The sequence below is a fragment of the Anaerocolumna jejuensis DSM 15929 genome, assembly GCF_900142215.1.
GTDB lineage: Bacteria > Bacillota > Clostridia > Lachnospirales > Lachnospiraceae > Anaerocolumna > Anaerocolumna jejuensis.
In genome coordinates this window covers 109,072-131,826 of the sequence record NZ_FRAC01000021.1, presented here as the reverse complement: position 1 = coordinate 131,826, position 22,755 = coordinate 109,072, and the positions used below count along the sequence as shown (strand labels likewise).

General features: G+C 42.8%; 24 protein-coding genes. 15 read left to right on the top strand and 9 right to left on the bottom strand.

The genetic code is table 11. The features are described from left to right. Both BUB77_RS19450 and BUB77_RS19445 read left to right on the top strand, forming a co-directional pair. Positions 1–276 (top strand): transposase (locus BUB77_RS19450; protein ID WP_170866696.1); only part of this gene is annotated, 276 nt, incomplete at its 5' end. A 400-nt stretch (positions 277–676) separates the two neighbouring features. Beyond that, complete coding sequence (locus tag BUB77_RS19445) at positions 677–1,426, top strand: DUF434 domain-containing protein (protein WP_242962552.1); 750 nt, start codon at positions 677–679, stop codon at positions 1,424–1,426. Here the strand turns inward: BUB77_RS19445 and BUB77_RS19440 are convergent. Beyond that, positions 1,358–1,873, bottom strand: coding sequence for a hypothetical protein (locus BUB77_RS19440; RefSeq protein WP_073278503.1), 516 nt, complete (start codon positions 1,871–1,873; stop codon positions 1,358–1,360). The genes BUB77_RS19445 and BUB77_RS19440 overlap by 69 nt on opposite strands. A gap of 215 nt (positions 1,874–2,088) precedes the next feature. Between BUB77_RS19440 and BUB77_RS19435 the strand changes: the two genes are divergently transcribed. Continuing rightward, positions 2,089–2,991 (top strand): alpha/beta hydrolase, encoded by a 903-nt coding sequence (locus tag BUB77_RS19435; protein WP_073278502.1) that lies wholly within the window; start codon positions 2,089–2,091, stop codon positions 2,989–2,991. Positions 2,992–3,137: 146 nt separating this feature from the next. Here BUB77_RS19435 and BUB77_RS19430 read toward each other — a convergent pair whose 3' ends face one another. Then, positions 3,138–5,405, bottom strand: coding sequence for a glycoside hydrolase family 3 C-terminal domain-containing protein (locus tag BUB77_RS19430; RefSeq protein ID WP_073278501.1), 2,268 nt, complete (start codon positions 5,403–5,405; stop codon positions 3,138–3,140). A 144-nt stretch (positions 5,406–5,549) separates the two neighbouring features. Here BUB77_RS19430 and BUB77_RS30010 point away from each other — a divergent pair, with 144 nt between their 5' ends. After that, on the top strand, positions 5,550–5,720 hold the full coding sequence (locus tag BUB77_RS30010) for a hypothetical protein (protein ID WP_170866695.1): 171 nt from the start codon (positions 5,550–5,552) through the stop codon (positions 5,718–5,720). 150 nt (positions 5,721–5,870) lie between these two features. On the opposite strand, the gene BUB77_RS19425 is transcribed toward BUB77_RS30010, so the two are convergent. Further along, entirely contained in the window at positions 5,871–6,884 is a 1,014-nt protein-coding gene (locus tag BUB77_RS19425; protein ID WP_073278500.1) for an aldo/keto reductase, read from the bottom strand. A 324-nt stretch (positions 6,885–7,208) separates the two neighbouring features. Between BUB77_RS19425 and BUB77_RS19420 the strand changes: the two genes are divergently transcribed. The 5 genes from BUB77_RS19420 to glyA all read left to right on the top strand — a co-directional run bounded on the left by BUB77_RS19420 (position 7,209) and on the right by glyA (position 11,619). Next, a complete protein-coding gene (locus BUB77_RS19420; RefSeq protein WP_073278499.1) occupies positions 7,209–8,150 on the top strand; it encodes a hypothetical protein in 942 nt (313 codons plus the stop codon). Positions 8,151–8,227: 77 nt separating this feature from the next. Further along, complete coding sequence (locus BUB77_RS19415; RefSeq protein ID WP_207650852.1) at positions 8,228–8,866, top strand: RNA polymerase sigma factor; 639 nt, start codon at positions 8,228–8,230, stop codon at positions 8,864–8,866. After that, the gene (locus BUB77_RS19410) at positions 8,850–9,476 is read left to right on the top strand and encodes a hypothetical protein (RefSeq protein ID WP_073278498.1); all 627 of its coding nucleotides are present in this window, start codon (positions 8,850–8,852) and stop codon (positions 9,474–9,476) included. The genes BUB77_RS19415 and BUB77_RS19410 overlap by 17 nt, the downstream gene beginning before the upstream one ends. 158 nt (positions 9,477–9,634) lie before the next feature. Further along, positions 9,635–10,258 carry a TetR/AcrR family transcriptional regulator gene (locus BUB77_RS19405; protein ID WP_073278497.1) on the top strand — a complete coding sequence of 208 codons (624 nt, stop codon included), beginning with the start codon at positions 9,635–9,637 and terminating at the stop codon, positions 10,256–10,258. A gap of 119 nt (positions 10,259–10,377) precedes the next feature. Next, entirely contained in the window at positions 10,378–11,619 is a 1,242-nt protein-coding gene (gene glyA / locus BUB77_RS19400; RefSeq protein ID WP_073278496.1) for a serine hydroxymethyltransferase, read from the top strand. A gap of 134 nt (positions 11,620–11,753) precedes the next feature. Here the strand turns inward: glyA and BUB77_RS19395 are convergent, their stop codons facing one another. After that, a complete protein-coding gene (locus BUB77_RS19395) occupies positions 11,754–12,638 on the bottom strand; it encodes a DegV family protein (RefSeq protein WP_073278495.1) in 885 nt (294 codons plus the stop codon). Positions 12,639–12,809: 171 nt separating this feature from the next. Between BUB77_RS19395 and BUB77_RS19390 the strand changes: the two genes are divergently transcribed. The 3 genes from BUB77_RS19390 (at position 12,810) to BUB77_RS19380 (ending at position 17,159) form a co-directional block, all read left to right on the top strand. Next, complete coding sequence (locus BUB77_RS19390; protein WP_073278494.1) at positions 12,810–13,847, top strand: D-alanyl-D-alanine carboxypeptidase family protein; 1,038 nt, start codon at positions 12,810–12,812, stop codon at positions 13,845–13,847. A gap of 473 nt (positions 13,848–14,320) precedes the next feature. Beyond that, a complete protein-coding gene (locus tag BUB77_RS19385) occupies positions 14,321–16,417 on the top strand; it encodes a DNA topoisomerase (RefSeq protein WP_073278493.1) in 2,097 nt (698 codons plus the stop codon). A 73-nt stretch (positions 16,418–16,490) separates the two neighbouring features. Beyond that, positions 16,491–17,159, top strand: a complete 669-nt coding sequence (locus tag BUB77_RS19380) for an acyltransferase (RefSeq protein ID WP_073278492.1) — start codon at positions 16,491–16,493, stop codon at positions 17,157–17,159. Here BUB77_RS19380 and BUB77_RS19375 read toward each other — a convergent pair. The 3 genes from BUB77_RS19375 to BUB77_RS19365 all read right to left on the bottom strand — a co-directional run bounded on the left by BUB77_RS19375 (position 17,152) and on the right by BUB77_RS19365 (position 18,870). Beyond that, positions 17,152–17,649 (bottom strand): GAF domain-containing protein, encoded by a 498-nt coding sequence (locus BUB77_RS19375; protein WP_073278491.1) that lies wholly within the window; start codon positions 17,647–17,649, stop codon positions 17,152–17,154. The genes BUB77_RS19380 and BUB77_RS19375 overlap by 8 nt on opposite strands. 184 nt (positions 17,650–17,833) lie before the next feature. Beyond that, positions 17,834–18,037 (bottom strand): hypothetical protein, encoded by a 204-nt coding sequence (locus BUB77_RS19370; protein WP_073278490.1) that lies wholly within the window; start codon positions 18,035–18,037, stop codon positions 17,834–17,836. A gap of 125 nt (positions 18,038–18,162) precedes the next feature. Beyond that, positions 18,163–18,870 (bottom strand): TerC family protein, encoded by a 708-nt coding sequence (locus BUB77_RS19365; RefSeq protein ID WP_073278489.1) that lies wholly within the window; start codon positions 18,868–18,870, stop codon positions 18,163–18,165. A 135-nt stretch (positions 18,871–19,005) separates the two neighbouring features. Between BUB77_RS19365 and BUB77_RS19360 the strand changes: the two genes are divergently transcribed. The 3 genes from BUB77_RS19360 to BUB77_RS19350 are packed head-to-tail and all read left to right on the top strand — an operon-like array spanning position 19,006 to position 20,844. Next, positions 19,006–19,242 carry a hypothetical protein gene (locus BUB77_RS19360; RefSeq protein ID WP_073278488.1) on the top strand — a complete coding sequence of 79 codons (237 nt, stop codon included), beginning with the start codon at positions 19,006–19,008 and terminating at the stop codon, positions 19,240–19,242. Further along, entirely contained in the window at positions 19,239–20,027 is a 789-nt protein-coding gene (locus BUB77_RS19355) for an ABC transporter ATP-binding protein (protein WP_084124479.1), read from the top strand. The genes BUB77_RS19360 and BUB77_RS19355 overlap by 4 nt, the downstream gene beginning before the upstream one ends. 34 nt (positions 20,028–20,061) lie before the next feature. Continuing rightward, positions 20,062–20,844, top strand: coding sequence for an ABC transporter permease (locus BUB77_RS19350; RefSeq protein WP_242962551.1), 783 nt, complete (start codon positions 20,062–20,064; stop codon positions 20,842–20,844). Here the strand turns inward: BUB77_RS19350 and BUB77_RS19345 are convergent. Further along, a complete protein-coding gene (locus BUB77_RS19345) occupies positions 20,838–21,791 on the bottom strand; it encodes an ABC transporter substrate-binding protein (protein WP_073278487.1) in 954 nt (317 codons plus the stop codon). The genes BUB77_RS19350 and BUB77_RS19345 overlap by 7 nt on opposite strands. Positions 21,792–21,934: 143 nt before the next feature. Then, the gene (locus tag BUB77_RS19340; protein WP_073278486.1) at positions 21,935–22,690 is read right to left on the bottom strand and encodes a polysaccharide deacetylase family protein; all 756 of its coding nucleotides are present in this window, start codon (positions 22,688–22,690) and stop codon (positions 21,935–21,937) included. Between the last annotated feature and the right edge of the window lie 65 nt (positions 22,691–22,755).

Below are 22,755 nucleotides of genomic sequence, written 5' to 3'. Positions count from 1 at the left end.
GTACTGGACAATCATACAGTCCATACATCCAAGAAAACCAGGGAGTATCTTGCAACAAGGCCCGGAAGGTTCCTATTTGTATTTACACCAAAACACGGCTCTTGGCTCAATATGATAGAAGCGTTCTTTGGTAAATTTGCTCGTGTATGCCTGCGTGGCATAAGAGTTCAAACCAAACAGGAACTGGTAGATCGCATCTATCAGTATATGGATGAAGTCAACGCTGCACCGGTTGTTCCACGGTGGAAATACAAGATGGATGAGATCAGAGTATAGTTTTGGTGGTTAATTCAAAAACATTGTACTAGTAATTTATATTACTATAATTCTAATAAAATGTAAACATATTTTTACAAAAATGTATAATTTTAGTGCTTATTTGTTATAGCTATAAAAGTACAATTTTGAAGTTTAACAGTATCGAGATAAGCAGAAGGCTATATTTTTTTAAACACTTAATAACAATACAATCTGGAAAACAGCGTTAAATTTTGGTATGCCTTTTGAATGTAGCTAACATGGCAATAAGGGTGCTGAGATTAATTGTACTATAAAATGTGGTGATGTTTGTATGATGTACTGTCAGCATTTTTGTACCTGAAAATGCCATACTTTATTCAAGCATTGACAGCATTATATCAAACGCAAAGTATGATTGGAAAGGAAATCACTTGTGATGAAGCAGACAAAAAGAGGATATACGCCAGAGGATGAGAAGGATTTTGGAAAAGAGGCTCTTGTTACGCTTTCCAGAGCAGGAAGTGATATCTGCTACCTGTTGAATCAAGGCTACCGTATAGAAGGGGCAGCTACCTTTGTCTGTGACCATTACAGACTTTCCAAAAGACAGCGGATTGCGCTGATACGCTGGGCAGCCTCGGATGAAGCAATCAGAAACCGAAAAGCCAGGGAGCTGGCAGATGGCTGTGAGGGAAGGACCCTGCATGTTGACGGGTTTAATACGATTATCACCCTGGAGGTTGCATTATCCGGCTCACCTGTCATATTGTGCAAAGACGGATGCTTAAGGGACCTGGCCGGACTTCGGGGAACCTATCATCCGATAGATAAAACGATAGAGGCAGTCAATAAGATAGGAAGTTTTCTTGAAAAGGAAAAAGCGGGTAAAGTTATTTTCTATCTGGATGCGCCGGTTTCCAATTCCGGCAGGCTCAAAATACTGATACAGGAGGAGCTTGCAAAATACTCCTTTCCCATAGAGGCTTACTGCATAAATGGAGTGGATGGGATTCTTAAAAATCAGGAATGTGTAGTTACTGCGGACTCTGCTGTTTTGGACAGGGCAAACAGCTATTTCAATTTAAACCGGTATTTGATATCCGACGGTGTTCCTGGCCTATGGCTTGTTGATTTTCTTGACGGAAACCCTGGTAAAGTGCAGCAGGAGGGTGGAACCGTTCGATAGCAGAAACTCATGTGAAAGCTTATTGTTATCAATATCGAGAACAAGCAGCTCACTGAATTCCAGTATCCTATATCTGTTTGGCGCTGCCCATAGGTCATTTTCACTGGCCGGTTGATAATTGATAAATTCAATATCGGAGTAGGTAATCTGCCAGCTGTCAACAAGATCAGATAGCAGGATTTTACAGGTGGTGATGCCTTTTATATAGGAGCCGACGTTCTCTATTCTGGTATTGCCTGACAGGAGGAGGTCCGATAAATAGCAGCCTCGAAAACCAAAATTATTCTCATATACTTTGACAAAAGTTTTTGAAAGATGTTCTCTGGTTTTCTGATATTCTTCTGAATACAGCCTGGCTCTTTCTTTCCAGGCTTTTAAGGCTGTCTCCCGGGTACTGTCTGCTTCACTGCTGGTAGCCGCCCAAAGATTATATTCGAAGTATTTCATTATCCTACCACCTCTCTTTCCTTTGGATGTATGTTATAAACAGACTTTTTATTTTACTATTAGTTTAAACCGTTTTCCGTAATTTATTTCACACTTTATGATTGACATAATGTTTTCTATAGTTGAAAATAGAAATATAGGGTAGAAGTAAATGTAACTTAGGAATACTGGGAGGAGGTATTAGTATTTTAAGAGAAAATTTTACTTTTCAAGCAATGGATGGGATTAAGATTCATGGATATGTAATAAGCCCGGACCCCGGGGTGCAGGTTAAGGGGATTGTTCAGATTGCCCATGGAATGGCAGAAACTTCGGAACGATACGAAAGATTTGCGGCTTTTCTGGCAGGGCTGGGGTATCATGTGTATATCCATGACCACAGGGGACACGGCAAGACAGCAGAAAATCTTGATAATGTGGGTTATCTGGCCGATAAGGATGGTTTCATGTGGCTGGTAAAGGATATGCACCACCTGACGGTTATTATCCGTAAGAAGTATCCGTCTCTGCCGTTGTTTTTACTGGGGCATAGCATGGGCTCCTTTGCCTCGCAACGGTACGCCATGGAGTATGGAAAGGAACTAAGCGGCTTGATATTAATGGGTTCCAATGGGAATCAGGGCATTATGTTAAAGGCGGGAAGACTGATAGCGGCTAGGGAGGCTGGAAAAACCGGCAGACGGACAAAGAGTGAGAAGATGAACAACCTTCTTTTTGGAGGGTTCAATAAACTGTTCAGTCCGAACCGTACGGACTTTGACTGGCTTAGCAGGGATGAAGAAGAAGTGGATAAATACATAAAAGATCCTTATTGCGGGACGGTATTTACCAGCGGTTTCTATCATGATTTCATAATAGGGCTCATGGTTATTGAGAAGAAAAAGAACAGAAAGAAAGTACCGAAGGATTTACCCGTGCTTATCATCTCCGGTGACAGGGACCCGGTAGGCAGATGCGGCAAGGGGGTAAAAAATCTATATCAAATATATAAAAAGACAGGTGTGAATGATATAACCCTGAAGCTTTATCCCGAGGCCAGGCACGAGCTGTTAAATGAGCTTAACAGAGAGCAGGTTACAGATGATATTGCCTCATGGATTAAGGACCATACAAAGTAAAGATATTTTTTGAGAGACGTTTATGGAGATAGATACCTGCGAAATGTAGAAGTATCAAAAATAAAAGGAATAGCTGTTGTCTTCGTGACTACAGCTATTCCTTCTTTTTTCTTCTGATTAACAGGGCTAATAAGTAGGAAATAATCTTATTTTGCCTGGTTATTCAGCATATCTATTATATTCTGTATATCCTTTGAGTGAAAGTCGGCACCGAAGGAAAGGATAGAATGCAAGGGGATGCCGTCCATCATCTGGCGCATCATTTCGGCGGTTCCTTCACCCAGGCCCTCGGAATCATCTATAGGAAGAGAGGGCATTAGATTACCGCCATATTGACTTATTAATTCATCGGCATTCTTAACATACTTCAGGATATCGCCTACTGTGGTGGTGCAGTCTGCTATGAAGGGTAAGGTTTTCGTTCCTATGATGAAAATGTCCTTTGTAAGAACAATATCACGGGAAGACTTGCCAATCATTATGGTAAAATCGCCGGTCTCAACATACCAGTCACCTAACAGCTCACTGTAATAAGCAAAGGAGCGATTATCCAGAGTAAAGGATACTTCCTTTTCTTCCCCGGGAGCAAGCTCTACCTTGGCAAAGCCCTTTAATTCTTTTTCCGGGCGCTGTACATAAGCTTCTTTGTCATGGATATACAGCTGTACGGTTTCCTTACCGGCGGTTTTTCCGGTGTTTTTGACCTTAAGGGTCACAGTAACCGTATCCGTATCCTTTAAGCCGGCATCGGGGGTTACTTTAAGGTCACTGTATTCGAATTGGGTATAGCTTAATCCATAGCCGAAAGGATAGAGAACCTCTAAATCCTTGGTATCATAGTAACGGTAACCTATGAAAACGCCTTCGCCATATACGACTTCCTTTTCCGTTCCGGGGAAATTTAAATAGGAAGGATTGTGTTTTAAGGAAAGAGGATAGGTCTCAGCAAGCTTTCCGCTTGGGTTAACCCTGCCGTACAGCAGGTCAATGGTTGCACCGCCAACTGCCTGGCCTCCCATGGAAACCGTAAGGAGGCCCTTTACATCCTTAAGCCAGGGCATTCTGACCGGTGAACCGTTATGAAGGATAACAACAACATTTTTCTGAACCTTTGTAATTTCCTGAATAAGATGATTCTGGCACGCAGGCAGCTCCATATGGGTTCTGTCGTAGCCTTCGCTTTCAAAGGAATCGGGAAGGCCTGCGAAAATAACTGCTACCTCTGCTTCTGCGGCAGCCTTCAGCGCTTCTTTTAACAGCGCTTCCTCTACTTTATCCTCTTTGGTATCATAGCCCTGTGCATAGGTTACTTCTGCGATATCTTTCACGGCCTCCAGTGCATTGGTTATCTTAAAGCTGTTAATATGGCTGGAGCCGCCGCCCTGGTAACGGGGCACCTTGGCAAATTTTCCGATAAAGGCGGCTTTCGTCCCGGACTTTAAGGGAAGGATGGAATCATTCTTTAACAATACGGCACTTTCACCGGCAGCTTTTCTTGCCAATGCATGATGGGCCTCTTTATCATAGGTGGCATTTTCTTTTTTATTGTCATAGTAATGCTTCACAAGCTTCAGTACACGTCTGGCAGCAGTGTTTACTACTTCTTCTGAGAGTTTGCCGCTTTGAACGGCTTCTACTATTTCTTTGTCGCGGATTCCTTTGCAGCCCGGCATTTCCAGATCGAGGCCTGCCTTTACTGCCTCCACTCTGTCATTCATGGCACCCCAGTCTGTCATAACCAGGCCGTCAAAGCCCCATTCATCCCGGAGGACTTTGTTAAGCAGCCAGTCATTTTCACAGGAGTAAACGCCGTTAATACGATTATAGGAGCACATAAGAGTAGTGGGTTTGGCTTCTTTCACGACGGTTTCAAAGGCGGCAAGATAAATTTCCCTTAGGGTCCTTTCGTCTGCCACGGCATTGATGCTCATTCTGCGGTATTCCTGGTTGTTAACGGCAAAATGCTTCAGGCTGGTGCCGATGCCCTTGCTTTGTATGCCTCTTACAAGGGAAGCTGCTAATTTGCCGGCCAGATAAGGATCCTCGGAATAATATTCAAAATTACGGCCGCAAAGGGGAGAGCGCTTCATGTTAACTCCCGGCCCCAATAAGGTGGATACGGACTCAGCCTGGCATTCGTCACCCAAGGCCTCTCCAATGGTATTTATAAGCTCCGTGTCAAAGGAACAAGCCAGGGCGGAAGCAGCGGGGAAGCAGACTGCCTCCACACTCTCAGAAAGACCCAGGTGGTCGGCTTCCTCGGCTTGTTTTCGAAGTCCGTGAGGGCCGTCTGATACCATAACATTTGGTATTCCAAGCCTCTCAATGCTCTTTGTATGCCAGAAGTCGGCTCCTGAGCACAAAGATGCTTTTTCCTCCAAAGTCATTTCAGATAATAGCTTTTCAACATCCATAAGTATTCTCCTTTACCTAATGATAGTTAAATGAAACTATGTATGCGGGACACGTGTCCTGCTGTACTTTGAATATATCATTAAAAGGAAAAGAAGTCAATAGGATGCCATATAATTTGCACGGTAAACACAGGAAAGAAGTTTATGGAAACGGACGATGACCAAGGAGGTTGTTTTGGAGTTTTGTTATGCGAGAACCCTTATTCCACTAAAGCGGCAGGAAACGTGACTGGCAGGCAAACCAGCGCCAAACTCGCTGTGACAAATTTGGCTGTGTTAGTTATCAAGCTCAAACAGTGGCACTGGTTTACCTAGTCACGTTTCCTGCCACTTAAGTGTCATAAGGAACCTCTTGAGACGCAACTCCAAAACAACCTCCTTGATCATCTGTGTATATCCATTTAGCTATAAAGGAGAAATTCAGTTTATATGGCTAAAAAAAGCCTGATAAAAGGGCAATTCAGCTTATATAGCTAAAAAGGTCTCATAATCCGTAAGATTGGCAGATAAAAGAGAGGGAGTATTAAGGCCGTAAGGACAGTGGCTGCTGCAATGGTTGCAGTTTATACATTCCTTGATTCTGGCCATTTTACTTTGGTGCTCTTCGTTTAAATAAACGGACAGAGGTGCCCTTCTGATTAGCAGGGACATTCTTGCGCAGGTGGGGATATCAATTCCCTTTGGACATGGCAGGCAGTAGCCGCAGCCTCTGCAGAATTCGCCGCCAAGCTCCTTTCGGTCTTTGTCTATCACAGCAATCAGGTCCATATCAAGAAAGGGAGGAGTGTCAATATAGGACAGGAATTCATCCAGCTCCTTTTCCTTTTGAACTCCCCAGATAGGAAGGACATTGTCAAATTGGGCAAGAAAGGCATAGGCTGCCGCGGAGTTGGTTATTAACCCACCGGATAAGGCTTTCATAGCAATAAAGCCCATATCATGCTCCTTGCACAGTCTTACCAGTTCTAATTCCTTTTCCGTGGAAAGATAACTGAAAGGAAACTGCAGGGTCTCATAAAGCCCCGATTCAATGGCTTCCCTGGCAACAGACAGCCTGTGGTTGGTAATGCCGATATGGCGTATAAGCCCTTTTTCCTTAGCCTCTGACATTGCCTCATAAAGCCCTGTGCCATCTCCTGGTTTTGGACAGAAGGAGGGGTTATGGAATTGATATAAGTCCAGATAATCTGTCTGTAATTCTTTCAGACTTGTATGTAATTGGCTCCAGAACTCCTCTGCCTTTGTACTCATTGTTTTTGAGGCAATAAAAAGATTTTCCCGTACATCCTTTAAGGCGCAGCCGATTTTCTCCTCGCTGTCCGTGTAAAAGCGGGCAGTATCAAAAAAACGGATGCCTTTGTCATAGGCTTTTCTTAGAAGGCGGGCGGACTCTTCCTTTGTAATTCGCTGGATGGGCAGTGCGCCAAAGCCATTCTTGTTTACCGTGATCCCTGTTTTTCCCAATGTAACGTAATCCATAATATTTGTCCTTTCTGTTTGGATTCTGCTTAAGTATGAAAACGATTATGGGGATGATCTTATTTCATAAGATATCTATTTTATAAGATAAGCATATTTTAGATAATCTTATTTCATTATAGCACAAAAATTAAAAATGCAAACTTTAATCAGATTGGACCTGATGGCTGATAAGGTGACAGATTGCTGTATAAAATAAATCATTAGTATTACTTGCAGGATTTCTTTTTATTTTTTGCAACATTTTCCTCCTCTCATTTGTATACAGGACAGAACCAGAAAAATGGTTACTAAATCAAGCCCGTAATGAAAGGAACATTAATTATGAAAAAACTTATTGTGATTGCTCTCAGCGCTGTTATGGCACTTTCCTTTGCCGCCTGTACAAACAATCCGCCAAAACAAATCAGCGGCCAGGCTGCCGAAGGCGATTCCCAGCAAATCCCCAACCCCTTTAAAGATTGCAAAACTGTTGCTGAGGCAGAAAAAACTGCCGGTTTCACTTTAGCTCTTCCTGAAAAAATACCGGAGGGCTATGTACAGAAGTCCATCCAGGCTATTAAAAATGACATGATACAGGTCATTTATGAAAATGGTAAAAAGGAGCTTTTAATCCGTAAGGCAAAAGGGAAAGAGGATATCAGCGGAGACTACAATAAATATTCTGAAAATAATACAATGACGGTGGGCAGCCTGCAGGTATCCACCAGAGGGAATGACGGCAAAATAAAGGTGGCTGCCTGGACTGACGGGGAATATACCTTTGCTGTTTCTGTAAATTCCGAAGACGAAGGTCTTGACAATACGGCAATCAGCGATATGATTAGCAGTATGAAAGCAGAGGGTGATACGAAGGAGAAGGTACAAATTCCCAACCCCTTTGAAGATTGCAAAACCATTGCTGAGGCAAAAAAAATTGCCGGCTTCACGTTAGCCCTTCCTGAAAAAATGCCGAAAGGCTATGCACAGAATTCTATCCAGGCTATAAAAGATGACTTGGTGCAGGTCTTTTATGAAAATGGTGAAAAGGAGCTTTTGATCCGCAAGGGAAAGGGCAGCGAGGATATCAGCGGTGACTACAATAAATATTCGGAAAACAATACAATGACCGTGGGCAGCTTACAGGTATCCACCAGAGGGAATGACGGCAAAGTACAGGTGGCTGCCTGGGTGAATGGAGAATATGCTTATTCTATCTCAGCCGGATATGATGCTGCAGGCTTGGATACCACTGTTATCAGTGATTTGGTAAAGGGTATCCGCTAAAAAAATAACGGCAGGTGATGAACGCTGGCGATACTGCTATCGGTATCGCCATATTATTTTTCCAGGGAGGTGAATGTATGGTTGATGTTTATAAGCTGTCAAACGGACTGAGGGAATTTACAGACTTCCTGAAAGAATTTATCTATTTCTTATTTTACAGAGTGCTTTCTGCGGCCAAAGGGGAAAGCAGCAAAAAGGCAGTACCTGGGCAGGAGGCTTTGCCTTCGGCACAAATAAATGAGCAGGCCGAGCGGTTAATGGCAGCCTATGGAAACAGTGTTCTGCGCCTTGCTTACTCATACCTTCATAACATGAGTGATGCGGAGGATGTGCTGCAGGACACATTGATACAATTTATCAAAACACAGCCGCAGTTTGAAACAACTGATCATGGAAAAGCATGGTTTCTGCGCGTTGCGATTAATATCAGCAAAAATAAGTTAAACTACAACAAAATCCGAAAGACCGATGAACTTAGTGAAACTTTGGCGGCAAATGAAACGGAGGATTTGTCATTTGTGTGGGATGCGGTGAAACAGCTGCCGTCAAAATACAGGGAAGTGGTTCATCTTTTTTATCATGAGGGTTACTCAACGGCTCAGATTGCTTCGTTATTATCCAAAAAAGAAGCAACCGTCCGCTCGTTACTGCAAAGAGCCAGATTAAAGCTTAAGGATGTGCTGAAGGAGGTGTACGATTTTGGAGAACAGGTATGATAAGGTTATGAAGAACATTGAAGTTACCTCAGAAATGCGGGATAGAATCCTAAATAATATCAGTAAGCTTGATTTGGAAAAAGCTCCGAATAAGAATAAGAGTGCTTCCTTCCCTGATTATAGAAAATACCTCTTTATAGCCGCCTCTCTTGTGATTTTACTGATTGGTTCGGTCATCCTCCGCAATGTGCTTAATTTGCCAAAGGAACCTCCCCAGCAGGCGATTCCGGATATTGTCGAATATAGTTCCATTGAGGAAATGTCGGAAGCAATTGGATTTCCTGTAAAAGAAATAAATAATATTCCCTTCGAAGTGGAGCAGGTGCAATATACCGCCTACTGGAAGGAGCTTGCACAAGTACAATATACGGGTAAAAGCAACACAGCTGTGTTAAGAATGGCTGCTCACGATGAGGACGTCAGCGGAGATTATAATGAGTATTCGAGTATAAAAAGCCTTACGGTAAATGGTGACAGCGTTACCTTTAAAGGAAGCGGCGGAAAATATGTGCTTGCCATCTGGCAGGATGGTGGGTATTCTTATTCCGTGCAGTTCACCAAAGCCATTTCCGAGCAGGAACTGCTAACCACAGTGCAGAGTGTGAAATAATTATTAAAGATAAAAGTCAGTTACCACATTGCTGCGTCACATAAAAAGGAGCGGCAGAGCTCTTACCTTGGGTTGACAAATGGTCAGGCGGACACCTATAATGAAGAAAATAATTCATAGAAGTACAGGGATAAAGTATAAGGGATGGAGAGAACAATATGCCGCGGGTATTGGATGAAATGGACAAAAAAATACTGGAAGTATCCAGAGAGCTTTTTCTGTCAAAGGGGATTCGTGAAACGGAAATGAAGGATATCGCCCAAAGGGCGGGCATAGGAAGAAGTACCCTTTACCGCCATTTTTCAGCAAAAGAGCTGATTGCCTTTTATATAGCAAAGGATGTTCTCACAAGTTTAAAGGACTATTCGGAAGAAAAGCTTACGGAGCAGAAGGACCTGAAAAGCGGCTATGAAAAGCTTTTAAATGGGATGCTGCTGTTTGCGGAAAAGCTTGTAAGCAGCAGGAAAGAAATACGTTTTTTGGACGAATTTGACCAGTATTTTACCGACAGCTACCCGGAGTCGGAGGAGGCCAGTGAGTATATACAGTTTAATAAGGATAAGGATATGGGAATATACCAGATGTTTCTTGAGGGAATGGAAGATGGCAGCATAAGAAGGATGGAAAATCCTGAATTTGAAGCGGATACATTGATAAATGCCACTATAGGCTTTGCCCAGCGCATTATCCCAAGACGTGAGCATTACATGGAGGAGCATGGATACTGTGAGGAGATGCTTGAGGAAGCAATAAAGCTGATGCTTATGGGGTTAAAGGCTTAGAGGATGTATAAATATTCGATTTTATAAGTACAGCTTATTTACAAAGGGGGAGAAATATCACTTTTAATAAAAGGGCTCCTGTGTTATAATACTGCTAAAAGGCCAATGGAGGTAGAAAAATGTATTCATTTGATGAAGTTTTGGGATTTGATGCGGAGCTTGCCCAGGCTATCCAGAAGGAAATTGGCAGGCAGGAAGACCATATAGAGCTGATTGCTTCCGAGAATTTTGTCAGCAAGGCAGTAATGGCAGCTATGGGAAGTCCGCTTACGAATAAATATGCAGAAGGGTATCCGGGCAAGAGATATTACGGCGGCTGCGAGTATGTTGACATCGCAGAAAATCTGGCTATGGACCGTGCCATGAAGCTTTTTGGCTGTACCTATGCCAATGTTCAGCCCCACTCCGGCGCCCAGGCCAATATGGCAGTGTTCTTTGCACTGGTTAAGCCCGGTGATACTGTTATGGGTATGAATCTTGCCCATGGCGGACATCTGACACACGGAAGCCCGGTGAATATATCCGGCAGCTATTTTAATATCGTACCTTACGGAGTAAATGATGAAGGCTTTATTGATTATGAGGAGCTTGAAAAAACCGCCCTCAGTGTAAAACCGAAATTAATCGTGGCAGGTGCAAGTGCCTATGCCAGAAAGATAGATTTTAAACGTTTCCGTGAAATAGCAGATGCAGTGGGTGCTTATCTTATGGTGGACATGGCCCATATCGCAGGACTGGTCGCAGCAGGATACCATGAAAGTCCCATTCCCTATGCCCATGTAACTACCACCACCACTCATAAGACTTTAAGAGGTCCCAGAGGCGGCATGATATTGTCAAGTGCTGAATTTGCAGAGGAGCATAAGCTCAACAAGGCCGTATTCCCGGGAATCCAGGGTGGCCCTTTAATGCATGTAATAGCAGCAAAGGCTGTCTGCTTTAAAGAGGCGCTGGACCCTTCCTTTAAGGTATACGCAGCAAATATCATTGAGAATGCACAGGCTCTTGCCAAGGCTCTTACAGAGAGAGGCTTTCAGATCGTATCGGGAGGAACGGACAACCACCTGATGCTGGTCGATCTTCAGAATAAGGGCGTCACCGGCAAGGAAGCAGAAAAGCTGCTGGATGCGGCCAATATAACCTGTAACAAGAATACGATTCCCAATGATCCTGCATCACCTTTTGTTACCAGCGGTATCCGTCTTGGTACTCCTGCCATTACAACAAGGGGCATGAAAGCAGAGGATATGGAGGTTATTGCAGAAGCTATCAGCCTGTTGATTGCAGATGTGGACAAGAATAAGCAGAAGGCTATGGAGCTTGTAAAGACTTTAACAGAAAAATATCCCCTTTATAAATAATAAGCAGAGTCGAATATGATAAGCAGTGTAATATAATAGCAGTGAGCTATAGGCAGTACAAATATAAAGGGTGTCATGCTTTCACCATGCAGAATGCGAAGTGAAAGCATGACACCCTTTTTTAATTATCTATTCTATCTGTCAAATTTTCTGACAAAACAGACACCTACAGGACCGGGACCGGTATATGTACCAATAGTTACGCCGATTTGAAATACGGGATAGGTAACAGGCCTTCCGATGAGGTTCTCAAGCTGTGCCTGAACAGCCCTTGTATCATCCATGGTAGTGGCATTTGCCATGCAGAAATCATAATCGTCATAACGGACATTGTTATCGGTAAAATATTCTTCCGTCATAAACAGGATTTTATCCAAAGACTTTTTACGTCCTCTGACATTGGAATAGGGAATAAGCTCGGCATCCTTCAGCTGAATCATAGGCTTTATATTAAGCATAGTACCGGCCAGTGAGGCTACCTTTCCGATTCGCCCGCCTTTTGCCAGGTATTCCAGGGTATCCACGGTAAACATTATTCTGGCTTCTTTTTTAATTATATCCAGCCGTTTTACATTTTCCTCCAGAGAATAGCCGGCCTCTTTTAAATAAGCTGCCTGCAGGAGCAGGATTCCCTGACCGGCAGTAGCTTGAATGGAATCAAGGATGGATATTCTGGCATCCGGATATTTTTCTATCAGAAGTTCTCTGGCATTTACGGCAGCCTGATAGGAGCCGCTGAATTTTTGAGTAAGACACAGGCAGAGAATATCCTTTCCTTTTACAATTTCCTTTTCAAAGGCATGGAAATAATCCATGATGGAAGGAAGAGAAGTCTTTGGGAAAATTTTTTCCTGAGAGAGCCGGAGGTAAAATTCTTCGTTGCTTATTTCTATATTTTCCTTATAATAGTGTTCCAGGTCAAAGGTTATATAGTAAGGTATCAGAGTTATATTATGTAAATCCAGCAATTCCTTTGGCGTGTCACAGGATGAATCACTGAATATCTGATAGTCGTCCATGAGTTTCTCCTTTATCATGTTAATAGGAACATTATATCGAATATAAAGGAAAAAGTACAGTGTTAAAATTTTTGGCTGATTCATTATAAGCCATTCATATTCTGAGAGGTTTTGGAGAATATTAATATTGGGCCGAAGAAAATGGGTTTACACTATTAACAGGAGCTTGTAATGAAAAAAACACCAAATATTATAATATTCTTGTTGTGCTTAACTGTTTTCATTCATAATCTTTTTTATGCAGTGCCGCTTATAAACAATAATGTTTACGGAGTAAAGGCGGTTTATGCAAAGGCGGATGATAATCTGCCACTAATTTCTGACGGCAGTACTGTGGATTATATGTCCTATATCCCGGATATGAAATGCAGCCAGGAGGCAAAGGAGGCGCTTTCCATCAGCAACCCGGAAATTTCCCTTGATGCAAAGTCAGCTATTTTAGTTGACGCAGATACGGGAGAAATTCTATATCATAAGAATGCCCTTGAGCCTATATTTCCGGCAAGTACGGCAAAGCTTTTAACGGCTTTGGTGGTTCTTGACTGGAACAGGACCAGCGAGACTGTAAAAGTGGGCAAAGAGGTAAGCATGATACCTTATGATTCCTCCAGGGCAGGTTTAAGAGCCGGAGACAAGCTTAAGATTTATAATCTGCTGGAAGCAATGCTTCTGCCCTCCGGTAACGATGCTGCCTATGTACTGGCTGTTTATACGGGAAGGAAATCCCTTAAGGACAGTAAGGCGGAGGAGATGTCCGCCATCAGGGAGTTTACCCGCCTTATGAACGATAAGGCAAGGAAGCTAGGAGCAGAGAATTCCTGCTTTATATCTCCTGACGGCTATGATGCGATCGGGCAGTATTCAACTGCCTATGATATGGCACAGATCGGCCTGAATGCCCTTAAGAACAAGACCATCGCCCAAATCACAAAGGAAAGAACCACTACCTTAAAGATGGTCAATGGAAGGACATTACCCTTGTGGAATACAAATGCGCTGATAAATAAGGACAGTGTATGGTATGAATCCCATGTCATCGGTTTAAAGACCGGAACAACAGGACTTGCCGGAAGATGTCTCATATCTGCCGCCGAGACGGATTCGGGACCTGTACTATCCGTTGTCATGCATTCCTCCAGCGAGGGACGCTGGAGTGATTCCCTTAAGCTCATCAAATATGGTAGAAAAGTTATGAGTGCAAACAAATAAAAAAGCTGTCTCAGGGGCATTTCATGCTGCTGGGACAGCTTTTTATTTCCGGCATTGGGGGCCTTTAATCCACAAGCAAATAATGATCCTAAATTAAGGATACCCAGAGGACAGGTACTGCCTTGCAGGACGAGGGAATGGTTTGGAGTTTGCATTGAGAGGTCCTTTATGACACTTAAGCTGCAAGAAACACAGCTAGGAAAAACAGAGCCATTGTCTGAGCGTAGCGAGTTTGGCGCTGTTTTGACTGTCAGCTGCGTTTCTTGCAGCTTTAGTGGAATAAAGGTTCTCGAACAGCAAACTCCAAACCATTCCCTCGTCCTGCAAGGCAGTACCTGTCCTCGTCCCTTTCCGCTACCTGTTTTCATCCGTTTACTGTGACTTAATCCGAAGAGCTTCTTTTCATCAGGCCGAAAATATGCTATGATAAAGAAATGAATTTTATTTGAAACCGGTAGAAAGTTGGATTATGCATGTCTAAGAATTTATATATATCAGAAAAACCCAGCGTGGCCCAGGAATTTGCCAAAGCCTTAAAAGAAGACTTTAAAAAGCGGGATGGCTACATGGAATCGGACAACTCCCTAGTGACCTGGTGTGTGGGCCATCTTGTAACCATGAGTTATCCTGAAACCTATGATACTGCTTTGAAACGCTGGAGTCTGGAAACCCTTCCCTTTATGCCAAAAGAATACCGCTATGAGGTGATTCCCTCCGTCAGTAAACAGTTTTCAGTGGTAAAGGGCTTATTGAACCGGGAGGACGTAAGCTGTATCTATGTCTGTACCGACTCCGGAAGGGAGGGAGAATACATATACCGCCTTGTGGACCAGATGGCAAAAGTACCGGAAAATAAAGAAAAGAAAAGAGTTTGGATTGATTCCCAGACAGAGGAGGAAATCCTCCGGGGTATCAGGGAAGCGAAGCTGTTGACGTCTTATGACAATCTGGCTGCCGCTGCCTACCTGAGGGCAAAGGAAGATTACCTGATGGGCATCAATTTTTCAAGAGTACTTACCTTGAAGTATGGGCAGAACATTACCAATTATTTGAAAGGTGAGAAGCGGTCTGCCATATCCGTAGGCAGGGTTATGACCTGTGTCCTGGGAATGGTAGTCAGAAGAGAGCGGGAAATCAGGGATTTTGTTAAAACTCCCTTTTACAGGGTATTAAATACACTGGAGACCTCCGGCAGGACCTTTGACGGAGAATTCAGGGCAGTAGAGGGTTCTAAATATTATAATTCCCCCTTATTATATAAGGAGAATGGTTTCAGTGAAAAAGAAAGCGCCATCAAGCTGATAGAAGAGTTAATTGACAGGGAGCCTGCTTTTTCAGAAAAGCAGGATAACGGGAAGACCACCTACACCGATACCATGGCAGAAGGAGATAAACTTCTGGCAGAAATCACAGCAATGGAGAAAAAGAAGGAGAATAAAAACCCTCCCCTGCTGTTTAATCTTGCCGAGCTTCAGAATGATTGTTCCAGGCTCTTTAAAATCAGCCCCGATGAAACCCTTAAGATTACCCAGGAGCTGTATGAAAAGAAGCTGGTCACCTATCCCAGAACCGATGCCAGAGTCCTGTCAACGGCAGTTGCCAAGGAAATTTATAAGAATATCGGTGGATTAAGGAATTTCTCCATTGTCAGGGATTACGCAGCAGAGATAATGGAGAAAAAAAGCTATCAGAATATTGCAAAGACCAGGTATGTCAACGATAAGCAGATAACGGACCATTATGCCATTATTCCCACAGGACAGGGCTTTCAGGCATTGAATTCTCTCTCTCCTACCGGGGTTAAGGTATATGAAATCATTGCCAGAAGATTCTTAAGTATCTTCTATCCCCCTGCGGTTTACCAGAAAATCAGTCTGACCACCAAACAAAAGAGCGAGAGCTTCTTTTCCTCCTTTCGTATCCTCCTAGAGGAAGGATATCTGAAAGTAATTACCAATTCCTTTGACAAACGGAAGGAAGTTGCCCCGGAAGGCGGCAATAAGAATGAGAAGGAAGAGGGAGAAGAGGAAAGCTTTGACGGGGCCTTTATGGAAGTGGTGAAAAGCTTAAAGAAGGGAATGCTCCTTTCCGTTAAGGCCATGTCTATAAAGGAAGGGGAAACGGCACCTCCCAAGAGATACAATTCCGGCTCCATGATTCTTGCCATGGAAAATGCGGGACAGCTGATTGAAGATGAAGAGCTAAGGGCGCAGATTAAGGGCAGCGGAATTGGAACCAGTGCCACCAGGGCTGAAATTTTAAATAAACTTGTAAAAATTGATTATTTATTACTGAATAAGAAAACCCAGATTATAACCCCAAGCCTGCTGGGGGAAATGATATATGATGTGGTGAACTCCTCCATAAAATCCATGTTAAATGCAGAGCTTACTGCCAGCTGGGAAAAGGGACTTACCATGGTAGCCCAGGGTGAGATTACCGAGGAGGAGTATATGGGCAAGTTAGAGGGCTTTGTAGGCCGTTTGACAAACGGAGTAAAAGGGCTTAATAATCAATATGGCTTAAAGCAGTATTTTGATAATGTATCTGCCTTTTATAAGAAAAAATAACCGGACTGGTTAAAAAATCAGGGATTATTTCTTCATTCTGAAATGAAAAATAGAAATATAGGAGGAAACTAATATGTATGAAGAACTGAAAATAAAAAATAATTATGACCTGAGCCAGACAATTGCTGCCAGGCTTTTCGAAGGAGCGGAATACCCCTGGGAGGTACTGTCCGGTATCGGGGATTTTATCCGTAAATTAGGGGAAGAGCTTGATAAAGAGGAATATGAAAAAAGAGGGGAAGATGTATGGGTCGCTAAATCTGCAAGGATAGCACCCACTGCCTTTATCGGAGGCCCGGCTATTATCGGGAAGGATGCAGAAATAAGGCACTGCGCCTTTATCAGAGGAAGTGCCATTGTTGGAGAAGGAGCGGTAGTGGGCAATTCCACAGAGCTTAAGAATGTTGTCCTGTTCAACAAGGTACAGGTACCCCACTACAATTATGTAGGGGATTCTGTCCTTGGTTTCAAAGCGCATATGGGAGCCGGTTCCATTACCTCTAATGTAAAATCTGATAAAACCCCTGTAACAATAAATTATCAGGGAGAGAAAATTACCACGGGACTGAAGAAAATGGGAGCCATGCTGGGAGATAACGTGGAAGTAGGCTGTAACAGTGTGCTGAATCCGGGTACGGTTATCGGCAAGGGAGCCCATGTATATCCTCTGTCCATGGTAAGAGGCTTTGTTCCTGCGGATTCCATTTATAAAAAGCAGGGAGAGGTAGTAAGGCTTAAATAGTATTCCAGTCAAGGAGTTCTTCCAGTATAGCGGCAAATTCCATAAGACCTGCTTTGTCTGTCAGATCGAAGCGGCCGGTCAGGGGGCTGTCAATATCCAATACCCCTGCAATGCTGCCCTTATGGTGGAGCGGAATTACAAGCTCAGACCGGGAGGCACTGTCACAGGCAATATGTCCAGGAAATTCATGGACGTCAGGTATCAGCTGGACTTCATCCTTTTGTACGGCGCTGCCGCAGACACCTCTGCCAACAGCAATATGTACGCATGCGGTCTTACCTTGAAAGGGACCCAGCAGCAGTTCGCCTCTTTTCATGAGGTAAAAGCCTGCCCAGTTAATGTTCTGCAGGGCACCCATCAGCAAGGCAGAAGCGTTGGCAAGCCCGGGTATGACATCAGGTTCATTGTCAAGAAGGGCCTTTAACTGGGAATTTAAAAGAGTATAGAATTCATTTTTATCATCAGGATATAGATTGGATACTTCTTGCATATTAACTCCTTTCGTGAATAGCAAAGCTTTGATTTGTTATTCCTGAATATGTAGTTGAAAAATGTTTTTTATTTTCTGGAAAAGGGCTATCAGTTGGTATTAAAAAGGGCCTAATTACAGCAAATTGGGATATCCTTTAAAAGTATATCCCAATTTAAGAAGAGTTTCAACTGATAGGGGCATCCTAACGAAAACTATTATCTTCTGCCAGATTGGATACATATTGCTTCATTTCTGATTTGGAACGCACACTGTGAGTTCCGTCGATAACCTGCTGCTTACTGGTATCATCGAGAGAAGCAAAGTAATTCATGGCATTCAGGTTCTGTGCCAGAGCTATTCCAAGACCTAAAGGAATTTCAGGACCGTCGGCAAAATTTCTATCCATCGTAACCTCTTTTCTGAATATTGAAGCTGAATATTTTAATATTCCACTCAAATATTCTAAACAGTAGGGTTTAAAACCCAATCTTTGCAAGCTGCCATATTAGTATTTCCGGGATTCTTCTATTTTTATGCGATATCTTCTATCGCTCTGTTTTTATTTTTTTTAACTTTATGCATTCCGTAAGCCAAAAGAGAAATAGAAGCTGTCATAGAAAATATGGTGTGAAGATGGGCCGGAAGAAGAGAGAAAAGCGGCGGATAGGAGAAAATCATTTCCAGAGAGGTATGGACTAATACAGCTCCGCATAGATAGAGGATTATAATAAACCGTTTCATCAGGTTCATAAAAAAGCGGCAGCTGATTAAAAGAACAGGTAAACTAAGGAGAAGACCAAGAGAAATAATCTTAATATTTCCATCTGCAGCACCTGCAATGGAGAGTATGTTATCAAAGCTTAAGGAGAGACTGATAAAGGTAAGCTTTATAATGGCTGTTGAAAGCTTCATATTGTAGCTCACCTTATATTCCCCATCCTTTTGTTCCGATTCGGCGGTATTGGCCTTTAACATATCATAGGTTATTTTCATCAGCAGGAAACCTCCTAAGGGCTGGATGGGAAGCCATTTGATTTCCATAAGGATACTGATAATGGAAGTAAACAGGATAGAGAACACAAGGGATAGGGTAAAGCCCGACAAATAAGCCTTTTTTCTGTTGTGTTCGTTTAAATTTCCTGCAACAAATGCAATAACACTGATATTATCAAAGCTTAAGATGATATTTAATACCGCAATATGCAGTATTTTTAACATAAATACAAAAAACATGGGCATTTTGTAAACCTTTCTTCTGCTATAATTATTCAGGTCTTTTTTATAGTATTCACAAGGCAGTTAAGGGTTACAGATAATGAAATGTTTCTGTCAGAAAAGTTTGAAAAGAGTTTATTATAGGGAATTGTGTAAAATGTGAAAGAAAAGAACTTTCACAATCCATTATTTAAGGCAGTACCGCAGACCTGTCTGCGGTATGCAATGGGAGCAAGTGTGAAAGGAAGGCGCTTTCACACTCCATTATTTAAGGCAGTACCGCAGAATTATCTGCGGTATGCAATGGGAGCAAGTGTGAAAGGAAGCGCTTTCACACTCCATTATTTAAGGCAGTACCGCAGACCTGTCTGCGGTATGCAATGGGAGCAAGTATGAAAGAAAAAACGAACAGTGATTATTTGACCGGCAGGGAAGAGGATATACTGGTCAGAATGCGGGATGTATCCTTTGACTATGAAGAGAAAAGGATATTATGGAATATAAATCTTGCGTTAAAGAAAGGGGCGTCCTACAGTCTTATTGGAAAATCCGGAACCGGTAAGAGTACCCTGTTAAACCTAGCCGCAGGACTATTAAGCCCCAAAGAAGGAAGCATTGAAATTCTCTCTGCACCGTTAAAGGGCACAAGAAAAGAAACGGCAATCATGTTCCAGGAGCTGGCGCTGTTTCCCTGGCAGACCGTATATCAGGCAGCTTCCATGCCCTTAAAGCTGTCCGGTAAGAAGGAAAAGCAGGAGATAGACAGGAGAGTGGCAGAGCTTTTAGAAGAGCTTGGGCTAAGCGGACTTCAAAACAAGTATCCCCATCAATTGAGCGGAGGTGAAAGGCAGAGGGCAGCCCTTGCCAGAGGATTAATCGGACAGCCGGACTTGCTGTTAATGGACGAGCCTACCTCCTCCCTGGATTCCATTACGAAAGAAGCTATCCAGGAGCTTATTATAAAGCAGCAGCAAAAGCTGAAAGCAACTCTTCTTTTTGTTACTCATGATATGGAGGAGGCTTTGATATTAGGGGAAAGAATCCTTTTATTGAATGGGGACGGGACAGTGACTGAGCTTGAGAATCCCTGCTATTTCAGAAAAGAGCAGAGGAAGAGCATTGAATTTTATGAGCAGTGTATCCATTTTAAAGAGCTGTTGGAAGAAAGTGAAACAAGGTAATTAATAGAAAGAAGCGATAAAAGGAAGTGTGTTTATGGAAAAGGAGATGAAAAATAAGAGACATAGGCAGTGGAAGCGTAGAATAGTTGATTTCATATGGGGATTGCTTAGCTTTTTACTGTTATGGGAGGTTTTATATCTCACGGTGAAAAGCCATACAATTCCATCTCCTTACCTGACATTTTTATACCTGCCAAAGATAGGTGATAAATTGGGTTACCATCTCTTGGCCAGCCTGGCAAGGGTGGGAGCGGCAGTGTTACTTTCCCTGCTTATAGGAATTCCGGCAGGCATTGCCTTAAGTACTTCCAGGCGTTTAAGGAAGGTGTTTTCACCCTTTGTATATTTTGTCTATCCGATTCCAAAGGTAGCGTTTCTGCCGGTATTTATGCTGCTGTTTGGGCTGGGGAACCTTTCGAAGATACTGCTTGTTATCTGGATTATTGTGTTTCAGATTATTCTTGCAATTAGAGACGGGGCAGACCAGATACCAAAGATTTATTATAAAGCCATGGCAAGCTACCAGGCAACGACCTTTGAAAAGCTCCGTTATCTGATAATGCCTGCCATTCTGCCATATATATTTTCAAGCCTCCGTATCAGCCTTGGTATTTCTTTAGCCTCTCTGTTCTTTGCAGAAAATTATGCTACTGAATATGGAATTGGCTACTTTATTCTAAGTGCCTGGACAAAAATGAATTATCAGGAGATGTTCTGTGGAATTCTGGCTCTGGGCCTGTTAGGAATCCTCCTGTTCATCCTTTTGGATATCCTGGAGGAAGCCCTGGTGCCCTGGTCTAATACAGGAAATCATTGAGGAAGAAAAGAGAAATCTGTCAATTCCTCATAGGTATAATCCTTTGTTATCTGTCCCTTATCTTTGGTCCATTTGATAATATCATCAAACTGGGACTTATCGATGGTTCCGGCCGGTTCATAGGCTTTTTTCAGATTGCTGAGATAGGTGCCGATTGCCTCGGGGAACTGATAATCTGTCAGAATGGATACAAATTCGGAAACCTTGGTAGTATTCATATATTCTACCGCTTTATTGTAAGCCCGGTAGAAGGCTTTGATGCTGTCGGATTTGTCTGAAAGGGCAGCTTCGGTAAAGAGAAGGGCGCCGCCCTTTATTCCTGCCTCTCTGGAGCTTCCGAGCAAATGGGCACCCTGGGATACCAGCATGCCGGCCTGGGGCTCCGTAAATACAACACCGTCAATCTGGTTGGAGATCAAGGCCTCTGAACGGCCGGAGAAGGACGGAATCTCAACTATCTTATAGGTAAAGTCATTCTCCGCTGCAAACTTGTCCATAATGTATTCCAGAATAAAATTAGGGACCAGGCTGACTTTCTTGCCAGCAAGTCCTTTCATATCCGTGATACCGGAATCCGGGGAAGAGAGTATTTTAAAATCCTCATTGATATCGGAAGTAATCTTAAGCTTTAATCCATTTTCATAAAAGGCAGCCTCCGTCATGACATCTCCGATGACACCGTCCAGTTTCCCTGCCTGTACTGCTACATTACGGTCGTTGGGAGAAGAAAAGGACTGGATAGTCACATTTAAGCCTTCTTCTTTGAAAAATCCCTTTTCTTTTGCCAAAATAATAGGAATAGCGGACTCTGCCGGCAATATGCCAAAGGTAAGGTCCTTTAAAGTGTTATCCTTTGCAGACTCATTCTTTGCACTTTGGCAGGCAGTTAACAGCAGCAGGGAGAGTATTAATACCAGTATGAAGGTTTGCTTTGTTCTTTTTTTCATTGTGACCTCTTTCTGTTTTGATATCTGTCTTGTTAATAGAAATTGATATAATTTGATTCGGATGTAATAAGTTATTCTCAGCTTAATCTTAAACATTTCATTAACTTATGGTAACCGAGTCAAAAATTAAACTTGCAATAAGCTCAGGCAATACCTGCAAGAGCTTTGAAGGTGCCCATATCCGCAGTGTAAGGAATGACATTCCTTCTAAGCAGCAGGGGATCGGTATCCTTTTCATTGCTTCCGCTTATGCAGGTAAAGGCCAGTTTAAAGTGTTCCCTGCGAAGAAGCTCAACATTCCTTTCTTCGAATAGACCAAATGGATAAGCAAAGGTATCCTTGGCTGAAAGGAAGGAGTGGCTGTTGCAGACAGCAAGATCGGCGGCAAAGGCTTCCTCCGGTTCTGTCATGATACGGCCTGTCTTACCATCGGTTCTGGTATGGAAATGATGGGTATGGTTGGCATATTCAAATACATCCTCCATAGCAATCAACTCCTCCTTCGTCAGGCATATTGACTTATCCGGCTGAAATGCCTGAGGCTCAGAGTTTAGCCAGCCTGTGACTGCAAATGCCACGGCATGGAAGCCGTATTCCTTTAAGATAGGGTAAGCATAGTGCTTTAAGGCCTGATAACAGTCGTCAAAGGTAAGGAGTATACTTTTATCCGGCAGACTCTTATCCTCATAATAAAAATCCCGGACTTCTTTTAAGGTCAGAGTATGGCAGCCCAGCTCCTTCAGATATTTCATCTGCTCCTGAAAGGCTTCTAAAGTAATAAATAAGGGTGAGGGAAGAACATCTTTATAATCCTGCTTCACATTAATGGGAGAAGGATGGGAAGGGTCAAATACAGCAGCCTCCCTGATTTCATGATACAAAATAGTGTGAAATGACATTATTAATACTCCTTTTTAGATTATTACACATTTTTTCATTATAATCCCGGTGAAATTGCCTGTCA

What these genes read in the sequence shown, in the direction of transcription:
- BUB77_RS19370 (WP_073278490.1), bottom strand. Translation starts at nt 18,037, where the DNA reads ATGGATAGAAATTTTGCCGACGGTCCTGAAATTCCTTTAGGTCTTGGA.
- BUB77_RS19340 (WP_073278486.1), bottom strand. Translation starts at nt 22,690, where the DNA reads ATGTCATTTCACACTATTTTGTATCATGAAATCAGGGAGGCTGCTGTA.
- BUB77_RS19350 (WP_242962551.1), top strand. Translation starts at nt 20,062, where the DNA reads ATGGAAAAGGAGATGAAAAATAAGAGACATAGGCAGTGGAAGCGTAGA.
- BUB77_RS30010 (WP_170866695.1), top strand. Translation starts at nt 5,550, where the DNA reads ATGGAAACGGACGATGACCAAGGAGGTTGTTTTGGAGTTTTGTTATGC.
- BUB77_RS19375 (WP_073278491.1), bottom strand. Translation starts at nt 17,649, where the DNA reads ATGCAAGAAGTATCCAATCTATATCCTGATGATAAAAATGAATTCTAT.
- BUB77_RS19365 (WP_073278489.1), bottom strand. Translation starts at nt 18,870, where the DNA reads ATGCCCATGTTTTTTGTATTTATGTTAAAAATACTGCATATTGCGGTA.
- BUB77_RS19390 (WP_073278494.1), top strand. Translation starts at nt 12,810, where the DNA reads ATGAAAAAAACACCAAATATTATAATATTCTTGTTGTGCTTAACTGTT.
- BUB77_RS19445 (WP_242962552.1), top strand. Translation starts at nt 677, where the DNA reads ATGAAGCAGACAAAAAGAGGATATACGCCAGAGGATGAGAAGGATTTT.
- BUB77_RS19430 (WP_073278501.1), bottom strand. Translation starts at nt 5,405, where the DNA reads ATGGATGTTGAAAAGCTATTATCTGAAATGACTTTGGAGGAAAAAGCA.
- BUB77_RS19405 (WP_073278497.1), top strand. Translation starts at nt 9,635, where the DNA reads ATGCCGCGGGTATTGGATGAAATGGACAAAAAAATACTGGAAGTATCC.
- BUB77_RS19440 (WP_073278503.1), bottom strand. Translation starts at nt 1,873, where the DNA reads ATGAAATACTTCGAATATAATCTTTGGGCGGCTACCAGCAGTGAAGCA.
- BUB77_RS19395 (WP_073278495.1), bottom strand. Translation starts at nt 12,638, where the DNA reads ATGGACGACTATCAGATATTCAGTGATTCATCCTGTGACACGCCAAAG.
- BUB77_RS19415 (WP_207650852.1), top strand. Translation starts at nt 8,228, where the DNA reads ATGGTTGATGTTTATAAGCTGTCAAACGGACTGAGGGAATTTACAGAC.
- BUB77_RS19380 (WP_073278492.1), top strand. Translation starts at nt 16,491, where the DNA reads ATGTATGAAGAACTGAAAATAAAAAATAATTATGACCTGAGCCAGACA.
- glyA (WP_073278496.1), top strand. Translation starts at nt 10,378, where the DNA reads ATGTATTCATTTGATGAAGTTTTGGGATTTGATGCGGAGCTTGCCCAG.
- BUB77_RS19420 (WP_073278499.1), top strand. Translation starts at nt 7,209, where the DNA reads ATGAAAAAACTTATTGTGATTGCTCTCAGCGCTGTTATGGCACTTTCC.
- BUB77_RS19355 (WP_084124479.1), top strand. Translation starts at nt 19,239, where the DNA reads ATGAAAGAAAAAACGAACAGTGATTATTTGACCGGCAGGGAAGAGGAT.
- BUB77_RS19345 (WP_073278487.1), bottom strand. Translation starts at nt 21,791, where the DNA reads ATGAAAAAAAGAACAAAGCAAACCTTCATACTGGTATTAATACTCTCC.
- BUB77_RS19385 (WP_073278493.1), top strand. Translation starts at nt 14,321, where the DNA reads ATGTCTAAGAATTTATATATATCAGAAAAACCCAGCGTGGCCCAGGAA.
- BUB77_RS19425 (WP_073278500.1), bottom strand. Translation starts at nt 6,884, where the DNA reads ATGGATTACGTTACATTGGGAAAAACAGGGATCACGGTAAACAAGAAT.
- BUB77_RS19435 (WP_073278502.1), top strand. Translation starts at nt 2,089, where the DNA reads ATGGATGGGATTAAGATTCATGGATATGTAATAAGCCCGGACCCCGGG.